This is a genomic window from Neochlamydia sp. TUME1 (assembly GCF_000813645.1).
In the GTDB taxonomy this organism is placed as follows: Bacteria; Chlamydiota; Chlamydiia; order Chlamydiales; family Parachlamydiaceae; genus Neochlamydia.
The window spans coordinates 1-13,724 of record NZ_JRXI01000206.1 but is presented as its reverse complement, the minus strand read 5'-3'; the positions used below and the strand labels follow the sequence as shown (position 1 = coordinate 13,724).

The following is a 13,724-nucleotide window of genomic DNA, read 5'->3' as shown; positions in this document are numbered from 1 at the left end:
CCTTCCTTCCTACAGAGATTGGGCAGCTATCAAAGCTGCAAAGACTCCACTTAAGCGACAACCTCCTTGCCATCATTCCTATAGAGAGGAGTCAATTATCGCAGCTGCAAAGCTTTGACTTAAGCATCAACCAGCTAACCATTATCCCTAAAGAGGTAGAGCAGCTATCTCAGCTGAAATACCTTTACTTAAACGACAAACAGCTTACCTCCGTGCCCACAGATATAGGGCAGCTACCAGAATGGCTAACTATTAACTTAGAGGGCAACTTCCTAGAAAATATTTCAATGGAAGTAAAGCAACGTTTTAAGCTGTAATTGAAAAGGCTGCTGTCTTCATAACCTATAAAGTTAAAAGAGCAATTGATATTCGCCGATAAATGTGTTCTTTATTAAGTAGATGGCTTTCTTAGCATAACCTTAGCTGATGAAAAATAAACGCTTTAAAAGCCTTTTATATTCAAGAGCTTTCTGCCAGGCTATGTATTAACCGCTCACCTGTTTTGGAAGCCGGGATTTTTAGGCGAAAAGTCATGAAACTACAGCTCCCACCTCATTAAATCCACTCACGCTCCCTTTAATCGTTCTTAGCATGTTGATCACTTCATTTATCCATACATAGCCTTGCTTAGCCATTTCTTCATTCAGCATTTTCCAGCCTACACATACAATTAATAGGGCTAATAATGATTTTAAAGGCATGCCTAAAAAAGTGATCTGTACTTGCGGGGCTAGGCGGTTAGCAATTCCTAAAAAGAAGTCTGTCATCATAATCATGATTAAAGCAGGTGATGCCAAACGAATACTGATGACCATTATTTTATTTAGCAGGGCAATTTCGTTCGCCCAGAATACTGAGGATCGTTCGAAAAATTTGGGATTGATAATTTGATCAGCAGGAATCACTTCATAAGATGTAAGGATAGCATCCATGAATAAAAAAGGACCGTCGATCATGAAAAAAATCCAAATCATCACGTAGTTAAACAATGTCCCTAGAGGTGAAGACTGATTTTGAATGGTCGGATCATTAACCATTAAGCTGGCTCCCCCCCGCTGGTGATCAATGATAATACCAGCGCTTTGTACAATCACAAAAGGCAAGCTAATGAGGAAACCTATGATTGTTCCTACGAACAACTCTTTAAATATTAAAAAAACTAGCTTTAGGTTGAAATCAATTTTATGGGTAACTAATAGCAATTGCGGTAAAAAGATGATAAAGAGACCAATCCCTAGAGCCACCTTTGCAGGCTGAGGCATCACCCTTGCTCCAAAAAAAGGTGATTGCAAAAGAATGGGGAAAAAGCGTGAGAGAAATAAAAAGAAAAGCGCAACAAAAGAGAGCAATCCCCCTTCGGTGTTGAAGGCGCTATTTAAAAATAACGCTATAAAACTGTCAGTAGTTTCAGACATTATCAAATTCTTATATTTTTTTATCTCTATGTTAAATAGTAGTCTTTAGAGGCTAAATAAAACCACGGGAAAGTGCAATTGTGTTTACAAGCTGTTTATCACCCTTGAGAAGCTAAACTCCACTGTGCAAAGTGGGAAAATATATCCCCTGCAAACTCCATGATTTGAGCTCCCAACCATCCCCCTAAAAGCATCAAAGTAAGCGTTACCGCCACCAATTTTATAGTAAATGATAAAGTCTGTTCTTGAATTTGTGTGGCTGCCTGAAAGATCGCTACGATCACCCCAAAAAACATACTCACCAAAATGGGTGGTGCTGAAAGGATAAGAATCAGCAAAAGAGCATGATAAGCAAGCTGTATAACCTGTGTTTGAAACATAATCTGATCCTTAGCGGAAAGTGTTTACCAAGCCTTCAATTAACATTGTCCATCCATCTAGCATTACAAGCAAAAATAATTTTAAAGGCATAGATATGGTTACGGGGGATAGCATCATCATACCCATTGCTAATAAAACGTTTGATACGACTAGATCTATGACAAAGAAGGGAATGTAAATGAGCACTCCTATCTCAAATGCATCTTTAAGCTGGCTAGTAATATAAGCTGGCACTACAATCATAAAATCATCAGGCTTTAGCGTGGGTCGATAATTATCCGGTAAAACGCGATAAGCCATACGGTAAAACAAGGCATGATGCTTAACAGAAGAGTTTCTTTTCAAAAAATCACGCAAAGGCTCTCTCCCAGCTTCCACTAAAGCCATTATATATGCAGAAGATCCTGCAGAAATAAGGGATTCTGGAGCAGCTTGCTGGTTAACCACCTGCATCGAGGCATCATACATCTTTAAAGCCGTAGGATACATCACATAGATACTCAGCATGAAAGCAACCCCGTTGATCACTTGATTGGGAGGCGATTGTTGGACACCAAGCGCACTACGCAAAAGCGACAAGACGACGACGATTTTCATAAATGAAGATAAAATCATCACTATAAAGGGCAGCATAGCCAAAAGAGATAATACCGCCGCCTGAGTAATCAAGGAAGGTTTTCTAAAATTATCAAACCGTATATCCAGCTCTTTTTCTGCAGGGGTTTTCTCTCCGGGCCTTACTACAGCTTTTCCAGCTTCTATCGAAGTGGTACTCCGAGGAGGAGAACTTTGGGCCCAACATTCAGGAGAGATCATACATAATAGAGCTAGTACTAACATCCATGACAGACAGTTTAAAGAAAATAAACGTTTAATAATTGCTTTAGTTTTAGCCATGCCCCTGTGCCGCCTTCCCATGTTGTTTCATCATTCTATCAAAAGCATTTTCAATAATACGCCATTGATTTTCAAGCTGGGCATTGATAATACCCCCTTCGGTCTCAATAATACATCCGCCCGATTCAATATCTGCACGTTCTCGGATTATCAAAGTTTCAAGACTTTCGAAGAGATCTTTAACTTGCTGGCGATTTTTCTCTAATGCTTCAAGATCTTTTTTGTTTACGTAAATGGTGATTTTTTTGTGTGTTACTACCGCTTTTAAGCTATTGCTAACAATATCTACAACCGCAGTCTCGGATAGCTCCAGCTCTCGGCCGACAATCTTCTTAGCAGCTTTTAATGCAATGGGTAAAGCTACTTTTTCTGTTTCATGACGTACATTTATAATCTCTTCTTCCACTTTAGCTATTTGTTCTACCCATTTCTTAAAACCTTCCTCAAATCCTTCTTTTTGCGCCTGCTCCTTAAGTTTTTCGATTTCTTCAGCTACACCTTGCTTATACTTGAGGGCATCTTTTTTTACTTCTTCCATGAGTTGGTAAGCTTCCAATGCTTGCGAAAACTCTTCAGCAGGAATAACACGTGTTTCTGGAGCTACATGAACGCCATTGCCATGGATCAGGGAAAAAAATTTCTTTTTCACATTTCACTCTTCGGTTTTAAAAAGTTCATAACATTTATCACTTGTTGGATAAGCACCGAAGTTACAGCAGGGCTACTCGGTAGTTTATAGTGTTTTTCTATAATAGCGCTACGCCCTATATCCAATTTCCTTAGCAAGTACCACATAAAATGAGAGTGAGTGCCGCTTAAAGCTTTTCCTAAGCGGTAAAGGCCTCGCTGGTGAATCTTTCGTTGTAGCTCAGTGCTCTCTCCTTTCCATTTCTGCAGATCCATTTTAGCAGCAATGAACCTACTTTTTTGATGCAAGCAGAGACGAACAAACTGTATTTTTTTACTGTCTAAACATGCATAGACTTTTTGTAAACTTTTCTTGTCTACCACATGACGCAATTCTTCCGCTAAATCATATAAACCTAAAAAATCAATTAAGTAAATAATTTCCCTACGCGATAAAGCTAGCAATATGGATAAATCTTGCTTGGGCAAAAAAGCGGGCGAAAGAATTTCAGTTTGCTTAACCTGATCGTATAGCTTCCTAATAAAAAATGCCCTCACAGGCTTAGGCATGGACACAGAAGGATCACTAATATTTAAATATTTTTTTAAGCTAGCGGCCAAAGGATTAGGCAATGCTGAGACCATAAGGTTTTGAAGATGAGTAGGGAACTTTTGGACATAAGGGGCTACCCAAGAATAATGGATTTCTTTAAGAAATTCATGCGGCTTAACAAAGATAGGATCTACATCTGCCGTAATTATCTGATGTTCAATAATTTGCTTTGCTTCATTTTCCGGCAACCCCTTAAGAAATTCTTGAGATGTCTTAGGATGAAAGCGATTTAGCAAAATACGTATAAGAATTTGTGTTTTGGTATGCATAGTAAAGAGCCTTATGTCTCATCAACATCTTTATCAACCAAACCTTTATCTTCCGAGGAATTTTTATCTTCCGCAGGTTCTTCAGTGTCCTGGGTTTTCTCTTCTTCAGGAGCCCCAATTTTTAATGGTTGAAGATGAAACAGTTCTTTAAAACCCCCATGTCTTTTTAATAAAGGATAAATCTTCCAAGTTAACCAAATTAAACACACAGCCATAAGTAAAAGAAGAAAAGAAAAAGTAAAGAACACTACTCGAAAACGTGTCACCGACTCCTTGGCTAAAACAATTGTCCAAATGCTCACATAAGATTTCTCTTCATGCTCGCCCGATAAGAATGAGGTAGATAGATCGCTTCCACGTGCTCTATCAGAAATGACCGTTACATCATTGAAATTTAGACCTGTTATACTTGCGGCCACTAAACGTTTGATTTTGGTAATTAAATGACTATTAGGATCATCTAACACCCCATTATGTTTTACATATACAGAAGCTGTGATTTTGCCCTTAGTTTTCCCTGGGCTTAAAGGGTCTTCCTCAGGAAAAGAAAGCTGAACCTCTGCATCTAAAACACCATCTATCTTACGTATAACGCTAGCAATCTGCTCGGCTAGTCCAGCCTCATAACGGATTTTATCCTGTCTTTCAGAAGGCACTAACCCTACATTAGAAAAAATGGAAAGTAGATTTTGACTACGCTTCCTTGGTAAGCCAGCTTGGTTTAGCAAGGCCATGGCCTGAATAGCATCTTTTTCATTTACGCTTACATCCCATAAAACTATTTTAGAAGCACCCGTTCCTCCCCCTGCAGATTGCATCTTATTGGCATTGATTCCTTTGCTTTCTAGAAACACAAGAATTTCATTAGCTTCTCTTTCATCTAAACTATTGACAATTGTTTTTTGCGACTCGCAACTAGTGAATAGAAAGGAAGAAGCGATGAGAAGTGAATAGGCAAAAAAGCGTAACATTTGATGGGAAGCTAAAGTAATGAGGTTATACATGTTTATATCTCAATTTTGTTATTAAATGCATCCTAGCATATTGATATATTTTTGCTATACTTTCTTTCTTGCAAAAATGAAACTCAAGTCTCTCCTTAAGATGGAACTTTATCAAGCTAGGCTTACTTTGATTAAAACCCCTAGGCAATTACAACCTTATTCTCTTCATATAAAATTTGGAGTGTCCTTCTAACATTTTTCCAATTTTCGACAAGACAAGGTTATTTAAATATTCTTAAGTCAACAAGTTTATCACTAAAAGTGATAGATTTAAAGAAAGCAAGAAGCTTTTTCTCTTTTTCTTGTTTTTATCCTAAAAATCCCCTCTTACTTGCTGCTCAATTGAAGGCTAAGGGAAGAAACACCTATTTCCTCTTTAAAGCTTACCAAGGAATTTAAATACTTTGTTTAACCTAGCTGCCTTCCTCTATCTTTTTCATTAAAAGCTTTCCTTCCTACCTCTTAAAAAACAAGGAGACTTTTCTCAATAAAAATTGTTTACAATCCCCTGCTCATTTGTTATGGTATCAGCCAAGAAGCCTTTTTACTGATGTAATCTCTTTCTTTATGACCATTTTTAATTTTACATAAAATTTAAAATACCTTTGCTTTCATAAGGTCCTATGGCACTTACTAAATATCAAGAAGGCAGCTTTCGAGAGCTTTTTTCTATCTCTTTGCCGCTCATGCTTTCCTCTTTTTCCATGATGCTCATGCTTTTTGTTGATAGGTTGCTGTTAGCCCATTATTCTACAGCAGCCCTCAATTCTGCTGTCAATGCTTCTACTTTAGGGTGGGGATTACTCTTTGGATGGGTGGTGCTGACCAATATTACTGAAGTTTTTGTTGCTCAATATCATGGCGCTCGACAGCTTAACCGTATGGGTGAGCCTGTTTGGCAAATGATCTGGCTTTCCCTCTTTTCTTTTCTTTTCTTTATTCCTATGGCTATATGGGGAAGCGAATGGTTTTACGGTTCTTCCCCAGAAACAGCCATGGAAAGAACTTATATGCGCTGGATGCTATTATTTGGCCCCACTTTTGCTGCTTATGCCGCCCTCAGTGGCTTCTTTGTAGGGCAAGGCCAAACTAAATTAATTACTCTTTTAGCCATTGGCGCTAATGTTATTAATGTCTTTTTAGATATCTCTCTTATTTTTGGCATCGAGGGAGTGGTGCCTTCAATGGGCATCCTGGGGGCAGCTATTGCCACAAGCCTAGGATCTTTATTTCAGATGCTTGTCCTCTTTTACTTTTTCCTTAAGAAAGAAAATAGAGAAAAAAAGGGTACAGGAAATTTTTACTTTCGCCCTTTAGCTTTTTGGCAATGTTTTAAAATTGGTTCTCCAGGAGCAATGTTTGCATTAATAGAAATCATGGGGTGGGCCGCTTTTTATCAGATGATGACAAGATTGAGCGAAGTACATATTACTATAGCAGGAATTTGCCAAAGTCTATTTATGCTGCTGCTTTTTTTTGCAGAAGGTGTAAGTAAAGCTGCTACCACTATCTGCGGAAATCTTATTGGTGCTAAACGCACCTGGTTTATTTCTCACGTATTAAAAGCCGGTATACGCATTCATTTGCTTTTTTTATTGGTTATTTCTACCCTGTTTGCCTATTTTCACCCTCTGCTTATCGACCAATTTCTCCCTTATGCTACACCTGAATATAGGGCTTTTATTGAAATAAAACTCATGAATTGCCTATATGCTACTCTCATTTATGTATTCTTTGAAGGCATTCGCTGGTTGCTATCAGGAATTTTAACAGCAGCTGGCGATACTACATTTTTATTAATTGCAGGATCCTTAAGCGTATGGATACTGATGGTTGCTCCTGTCTACTTCTTTGTAGTAAAAATTCAAGCTTCCGTAGAAGTGGCCCTCTATTTTTGGCTTCTCTTTAGTATAGGAACAGTAATCATCTATTACTGGCGCTATGCCTCTGGCCTATGGAAAAGCAAGTCTATTATCCTAGAAAAGCCTGCCTTATAGGCAGAACAGCCAACAAAAAGCTAACGAATCCTTCCTTACTCCTTCAAGCATAACTTTTTCTATTTCTTTATCCTTAATTAATTTACAAGACAAGCAAAGCTTTACAATCTAAAGCGCTGTTTTAGTTCACTAGGAATACTTTTCAGCGGATTTCCATCTAACTTAAGATTTAACCGTTTAGGTAGCTGCTCTATCTCTACAGGAAGAGAGGTAAGTTGGTTATCGCATAAATCAAGCTCTTGCAGTTCAGAAAGGCACCCCATCTCTGCAGGAAGAGCGGTAAGCTGGTTGTCGTTTAAGTGGAGCTCTTGAAGTTTCGATAGCTGTCCCATCTCTGCTGGAAGGATGGTAAGATAGTTGCTTTGTAACCAAAGAGATTTCAGGTTAGATAGCTGCCCTATTCCTGCTGGAAGGGCGGTGAGGTGGTTATTGTTTAAATGAAGTTGTTCCAGCTGAGATAACTGCCATGTTTCTGCCGGAAGGGTGGCAAGGTGATTATCACCTAAGCGAAGGCTTTGCAACTGTGATAGCTGCTCGATCTCGGCAGGAACGAACGTAAGCTGGTTATTCTCTAAGCCGAGCCACTTCAATGGAGAGAGCAGCCATATCTCAGCAGGAACAGTGGTAAGGTGATTGTTTTTTAAATCAAGGCAGCCCAATTGCGAGAGCTGCCTTATTTCTGCAGGAAGGGAGGTTAGCTGGTTGTTGCTTAAGGAAAGTCTACAGAGCTGAGAAAATTGTCCAATCCCTATGGGAAGGGCGGTGAGATGGTTGGCATCCAATTCAAGGCCTAGCAGCTGAGATAACTGCCCTATTTCTGCAGGGACAGAGTTAAGCTGGGTGTTGCTTAAATAAAGCCATCGTAATTGCAAGAGCTGTCCTATCTCTGTCGGAAGGCAGGCAAGCTGGTTGGTGCTTAAGTTAAGTGTTTTAAGCTGTGCGAGCTGTCCTATTTCTGCTGGAAGAGTGGTGAGTTGGGTGTTGTTCAAATAAAGAATTTTTAGCTGAGAGAATTGCCCAATCTCTATGGGAAGGGCGGTGAGGGGGTTATCATTTAAGTACAACTCTTTCAGCTGAGACAACTGCCCTATTTTTGCAGGAAGAGAAGTAAGCTGGTTATTGCTTAAGTTAAGAGCTCGCAGCTGAAAAAGCTGCCCTATTTCTGCTGGAAGGGAGACAAGCTGGTTGTGGCCCAAGCAAAGGATTTGCAGCTGAGATAACTGTCCTATTTCTGCAGGAAGAGAGGTAAGCTTGTTGTGCTCTAAGTTAAGCCAACGTAACTGCGAGAGCTGTCCCATCTCTGCGGGAAGAGTGGTGAGCTGGTTGTTGTTTAAATAAACAGCTTCTAGCTGAGAAAATTGTCCAATCCCTATGGGAAGGGCGGTGAGAGGGTTATCGTTTAGGTAAAGAGATTGCAATTGAGAAAGCTGTCCTATCTCTGGAGGAAGTGTGGTGAGCTGGTTGCTGGTTAAGTTAAGCTCTTGCAGTTGAGAAAGACAACCTATTTCTGGAGGTAAAAAGGTTAAGCCGATTCCCGTTAAACATAGCCTCTCAATATTTTTACCCTGATTTTCTATCCAATCTCTAAGAAGCTCTCCTTGTTTTTCTAAAGGCAAATACTTAATGTTTTCTTGAGCTAAGTACTCCTCCCCCCCAGAAAGTTTTTTCCACATTAACAAGCGATTAACATTAATAAGATTAGAGGAGTAGTTAGCCAGCGTAAAACACCTTTTTTCCTCAGTTTTCCATTTAAATTCCAACTCCATAGGGGCAAGAGATTTAGCTAGAGCAAAGGTTTGCTTGAAGATTGCCTTGGCTTTTTCTCCTTCAGGAAGCCTATCTTCTAGATTATAAATTTTATCTATAATAAAAGCCTGTTCGTTAATATCTCCTTGAGGAAAGTGCATCTTACCTATTTGTTTATAAAGAGAGGGCATGACTTCAGTAGCTAATAGGTGTCTCCATCTTGTACAAACGCTAAATAACGAGGGGCTAGCACAAACCTTTAAGATAGGGGCTAATATTTCATTAGGTAAATGGTCGATGGTAATAGAAGAGCTGGGATTCATGGTATGGTCTCTGTTAAGTTTTATGCCTATTTTTAGCTCGTTTTGGAGTCGTTACCTATACATGAAAAAAGCAAAATAGGCAAGAAAACGTGAGAAAAGAAATTTTAATTTTTAAGCTTATAAATAGCGGAATAAAAAAGTGGGTAAGGATTTTTTTCCCTGCATTATCAAATAAACATATGTTTAGATGCTACGCTTTTATAATAAATCAAAGGCTTTTTATATATTTAAAGCTTTTAAACCTATCAGGTTGCCCTTTTAATGTTATGAATGATATAGACAAGCACCTTTTCAACTACGACCCAAAACATTTTTTTAGTTCACTAGGAATACTTTTCAGCGGATTTCCGTCTAACCTCAAATCTAACCGTTCTGTTAGCTGCTCTATCGCTGCAGGAAGGGAGGTAAGCTGGTTGCCGTCTAAGTAAAGCCTTCGTAGCCGAGAAAGGTGCCCTATCTCTGCAGAAAGAGCGGTAAGCTGATTGCTCTCTAGGCAAAGGTCTTGCAAATTAAAGAGCTTTCCTATCTCTGCAGGAAGGTTGGTAAGCTGATTGCTCCTTAAGTAAAGCTTCTGCAGGTTAGAGAGCTGCCCTATCTCTGCTGGAAGAGTGGAGAGCTGGTTGCTATTTATGCGAAGATCTAGCAGCTGCGAAAGCTGCCCTATCTCGGCAGGAAGCATGGATATCTGATTGTTCTCTAAGTAAAGCCCTTGCAGCCTAGAGAGCTGCCCTATCTCGGTAGGAAGAGCGGTTAGGTTGTTGTTCTCTAAGTAAAGCCCTTGCAGTCTAGAGAGCTGCCCTATCTCGGCAGGAAGAGCGGTTAGGTTGTTGCTCTCTAAGTAAAGCCTTCGTAGCTGCGAAAGCTGCTCGATTTCTGCAGGAAGAGAGGTAAGCTGGTTATTCTCTAAGTAAAGCCTTCGTAGCTGCGAAAGCTGCCCGATTTCTGCAGGAAGGGAGGTAAGCTGGTTGTTATTTAAGTTAAGCCTTTGCAGCCGCGAAAGCAGCCCTATTTCTATCGGGAGATTAGTAAGGGAGTTGCCTTCTAAGTAAAGGCCTTGTAGCTTAGAGAGCTGCCCTATCTCGGCAGGAAGCATAGATAACTGGTTGTTATTTAAATGAAGGTCTTGCAGTTGCGAGAGCTGGCCAATCTCTGCAGAAAGGGAGGTCAGCTGATGGTTGCTTAAGGCAAGCAATTTGAGCTGTGGTAACTGCCATATCTCTGCCGGAAGGGCAGTAAGCTGGTTGTTATTTAAATAGAGTTCTTGCAGCTGTAATAGCTGCCCTATCTCGGCAGGAACGGTGGTAAGCTTATTGTTTTCTAAGTAAAAGCTTCGCAGCTGGGCTAGCTGCATTATGTGTGTAGGAATGGAGGAAAGCTTATTATTGTTTAAGCTAAGGCTTCGTAGCTGGGCAAGCTGCCCTATCTCTGCAGGAAGGCAGTTAAGTTGATTGTCGCTTAAGTAAAGCCAATGCAGGTGTGAGAGTTGCCCTATCTCTGTCGGAAGGGTGGTGAGCTGATTACAATCTAAGTAAAGACCTTTCAGCTTAGATAACCGACCTATCTCGGCCGGAAGGGTGGTGAGCTGGTTGTCGATTAAGTCAAGCTTTTGCAGCTGAGAAAATTGCCCTATCTCTGGGGGTAAAAGAGTCAAGCCGATCCCTCTTAAGTTTACTATCGTAATCTCCTTGCCATGGTTTTCAATCCACTCCCCAAACAGCTCTCCTTGTTTTTCTAAAGGCAAATACTTGATCTTCTCCTGATCTAAGAACTCCCCTCCACCAGGCAGTGCTTTCCACATTAACAAGCGATTAATATTTATAAGATAAGAGGAATAATTAGCTAGCGTATAATATCTCTTTTCCTGGGTTTTCCATTTAAATTCTAACTCCATAGGAGCAAGGGTTCTAGCTAGAACAAAGGCTTGCTTAAAGATTGCCTTGGCTTTTTCTCCTTCACAAAGCTCATCTTCTAGCTTATAAATCTTATCTAAAATAATAGCCTGCTTGTTAATATCTCCTTGAGGAAAATGAACTTTAACTATTTGCTTATAAAGGGGAGGCATGACTTCAGTAGCTAACAGGTGGCTCCATCTTGTACAAATACTAAATAAGGAGGGGCTAGCACAGGCCTTTAAGATAGACGCTAGTATTTCATTAGGTAAATGTTCGAGAGTGATAGAAGAGCTGAGAGCCATGGTATAGCCTTTCTAAGAGATATACATATTGATTGTTTTCAGGGAAACAACTATACGTAGAAGAAGCAAAATGGGCAAGAAAATGTAAAAAATGCTTAATTTTTAAACTTATCGCTAGAAGAATGTAAAAACTGGTTAAAAAATTTTGCTTTAACTTTAGCAGGAAAAACAGAACTTTAGATCCTAGGCCTTTGTAATAAACCAACAATTCTCTATATCTTTAAACCTTTCTAAACTTACCAATTAATATTATAAATGATGAAAAAAGGCACCTTTTCAGTACAGTCTAAAGCGCTTTTTTAGTTCACTAGGAATACTTTTCAGCGGATTTCCGTCTAGCTTAAGATTTAACCGTTCAGTTAGCTGCCCCATCTCTGCAGGAAGGGTAGTAAGCTGGTTACTGCTTAAGTTAAGAGCTCGCAGCTGCGAAAGCTGCCCTATTTCTGCAGGAAGGGAGGCAAGCTGGTTGCGGTCCAAGCAAAGGCTTTGCAGCTGAGATAACTGCCCTACTTTTGCAGGAACAGAAGTAAGCTGGTTGTTGTTTAAATAAAGCCATCGTAATTGCAAAAGCTTTCCTATCTGTGTCGGAAGAGAGGCAAGCTGGTTGGTGCTTAAATTAAGTGCTTGAAGCTGTGCGAGCTGTTCTATTTCTGCAGGAAGAGTGGTGAGCTGGTTGTTGTTTAAATAAAGAGCTTCTAGCTGAGAGAATTGCCCAATCTCTGTGGGAAGAGAAGCAAGCTGGTTATTGCTTAAGTTAAGATCTCGCAGCTGAGACAGCTGACCTAGCTCTGCAGGAAGGTTGGTGAGCTGGTTTTGGCTTAAGTAAAGCCTTTGTAGTTGAGACAGCTGCCCGATTTCTACAGGAAGGCTGATGAGCTGGTTGTTGTTTAAATAAAGAACTTTTAGCTGAGAGAATTGCCCAATTTCTGGGGGAAGGGCGCTGAGATGGTTGTCGTCTAAGTACAGTTCTCTCAGCTGAGACAATTGCCCTATTTTTGCAGGAACAGAGGCAAGCTGGTTAGTGCTTAAATTAAGTGTTTGAAGCTGTGAGAGCTGTCCTATTTCTGCAGGAAGAGTGGTGAGCTGGTTGTTGTTTAAATAAAGAGCTTCTAGCTGAGAGAATTGCCCAATCTCTGTGGGAAGAGAAGCAAGCTGGTTATTGCTTAAGTTAAGATCTCGCAGCTGAGAGAATCGCCCAATCTCTATGGGAAGGCCGGTGAGATGGTTGCCGTTTAAGTACAGCTCTTTCAGCTGAGACAGTTTCACTATTTCTGCAGAAAGAGAAGTAAGCTGGTTATTGCTTAAGTTAAGAGCTCGTAGCTGAGAGAATCGCCCAATCTCTATGGGAAGGCCGGTGAGATGGTTGCCGTTTAAGTACAGCTCTTTCAGCTGAGACAGTTTCACTATTTCTGCAGAAAGAGAAGTAAGCTGGTTATTGCTTAAGTTAAGAGCTCGTAGCTGCGAAAGCTGCCCTATCTCTGTAGGTAAAAGGGTTAAACCGAGTCCCGTTAAATATAACCTTTCAATATTTTTACCGTGATTTTCAATCCAATCTCTAAGAAGCTCTCCTTGTTTTTCTAAAGGTAAATACTTGATTTTTTCTTGACTTAAGTATTCCCCTCCACCAGGCAATACTTTCCACATTAACTGACGATTAATATTTATAAGATAAGAGGAATAATTGGCCAGCGTAAAACATCTCTTGTCCTCGGTTTTCCATTTAAATTCTAACTCCAAAGGGGCAAGCGATCTAGCTAGAGCAAAGGTTTGCTTGAAGATTGCCTTGGCTTTTTCTCCTTCAGAAAGCCTATCCTCTAGCTTATAAATTTTATCTAAAATAAAAGCCTGCTTGCTAATATCTCCTTGAGGAAAGTGCATTTTACCTATTTGCTTATAAAGGGAAGGCATGACTTCAGTAGCTAACAGGTGGCACCATCTTGTACAAATACTAAATAAGGAGGGGCTAGCGCAAGCCTTTAAGATAGGTGCTAGTATTTCATTAGGTAAACGTTCAATGGTAATAGAAGAGCTGGGATTCATAGTCTAGCCTCTTTAAGATGTGTATATGTTTTTATTCGCTTTGTAGAAGTATCGCCTATACATGAAAAAAACAAAATAAGCAAAAAAATGGTAGAAATCAAATTTTAACATTTAGCATTGAAAATGAAGGAGTATAAAAAGCTGTTACTCGATGAGATACTTTTTTATTCTTGACAGTTAGGCAACTTTTCTTGATGACTCAAAAGTTACATTTTCCT

At 39.8% G+C, this 13,724-nt stretch carries 11 protein-coding genes; 2 read left to right on the top strand and 9 right to left on the bottom strand.

The genetic code is table 11. The features are described from left to right. On the top strand, positions 1–317 hold a 317-nt coding region (locus DB41_RS11975; RefSeq protein WP_039386692.1), incomplete at its 5' end, for a leucine-rich repeat domain-containing protein. A gap of 213 nt (positions 318–530) precedes the next feature. On the opposite strand, the gene DB41_RS09630 is transcribed toward DB41_RS11975, so the two are convergent. From DB41_RS09630 to sctJ, 6 genes are all read right to left on the bottom strand, one after another. Continuing rightward, positions 531–1,415: an EscT/YscT/HrcT family type III secretion system export apparatus protein gene (locus tag DB41_RS09630; RefSeq protein WP_052244100.1), complete on the bottom strand. Its 885-nt coding sequence runs from the start codon at positions 1,413–1,415 to the stop codon at positions 531–533. A 98-nt stretch (positions 1,416–1,513) separates the two neighbouring features. Then, entirely contained in the window at positions 1,514–1,795 is a 282-nt protein-coding gene (gene sctS, locus DB41_RS09625; protein WP_039386690.1) for a type III secretion system export apparatus subunit SctS, read from the bottom strand. Positions 1,796–1,805: 10 nt separating this feature from the next. Next, on the bottom strand, positions 1,806–2,693 hold the full coding sequence (gene sctR, locus DB41_RS09620) for a type III secretion system export apparatus subunit SctR (RefSeq protein ID WP_232044353.1): 888 nt from the start codon (positions 2,691–2,693) through the stop codon (positions 1,806–1,808). After that, positions 2,686–3,342: an HrpE/YscL family type III secretion apparatus protein gene (locus DB41_RS09615; RefSeq protein WP_039386687.1), complete on the bottom strand. Its 657-nt coding sequence runs from the start codon at positions 3,340–3,342 to the stop codon at positions 2,686–2,688. The genes sctR and DB41_RS09615 overlap by 8 nt, the downstream gene beginning before the upstream one ends. Further along, the gene (locus DB41_RS09610) at positions 3,339–4,202 is read right to left on the bottom strand and encodes a hypothetical protein (RefSeq protein WP_039386686.1); all 864 of its coding nucleotides are present in this window, start codon (positions 4,200–4,202) and stop codon (positions 3,339–3,341) included. The genes DB41_RS09615 and DB41_RS09610 overlap by 4 nt, the downstream gene beginning before the upstream one ends. Positions 4,203–4,213: 11 nt before the next feature. Beyond that, positions 4,214–5,206, bottom strand: coding sequence for a type III secretion system inner membrane ring lipoprotein SctJ (gene sctJ, locus DB41_RS09605; protein ID WP_052244099.1), 993 nt, complete (start codon positions 5,204–5,206; stop codon positions 4,214–4,216). Between the two features lie 623 nt (positions 5,207–5,829). On the opposite strand from sctJ, the gene DB41_RS09600 reads away from it, so the two are divergent. Beyond that, positions 5,830–7,203, top strand: coding sequence for an MATE family efflux transporter (locus DB41_RS09600; RefSeq protein ID WP_039386683.1), 1,374 nt, complete (start codon positions 5,830–5,832; stop codon positions 7,201–7,203). Between the two features lie 101 nt (positions 7,204–7,304). Here the strand turns inward: DB41_RS09600 and DB41_RS09595 are convergent, their stop codons facing one another. The 3 genes from DB41_RS09595 to DB41_RS09580 all read right to left on the bottom strand — a co-directional run bounded on the left by DB41_RS09595 (position 7,305) and on the right by DB41_RS09580 (position 13,506). Next, positions 7,305–9,272, bottom strand: coding sequence for a leucine-rich repeat domain-containing protein (locus DB41_RS09595; RefSeq protein WP_080502505.1), 1,968 nt, complete (start codon positions 9,270–9,272; stop codon positions 7,305–7,307). 295 nt (positions 9,273–9,567) lie between these two features. Next, positions 9,568–11,466 (bottom strand): leucine-rich repeat domain-containing protein, encoded by a 1,899-nt coding sequence (locus DB41_RS09585; RefSeq protein WP_052244097.1) that lies wholly within the window; start codon positions 11,464–11,466, stop codon positions 9,568–9,570. Positions 11,467–11,742: 276 nt separating this feature from the next. Further along, a complete protein-coding gene (locus DB41_RS09580) occupies positions 11,743–13,506 on the bottom strand; it encodes a leucine-rich repeat domain-containing protein (protein WP_052244096.1) in 1,764 nt (587 codons plus the stop codon). Positions 13,507–13,724: the final 218 nt, after the last annotated feature.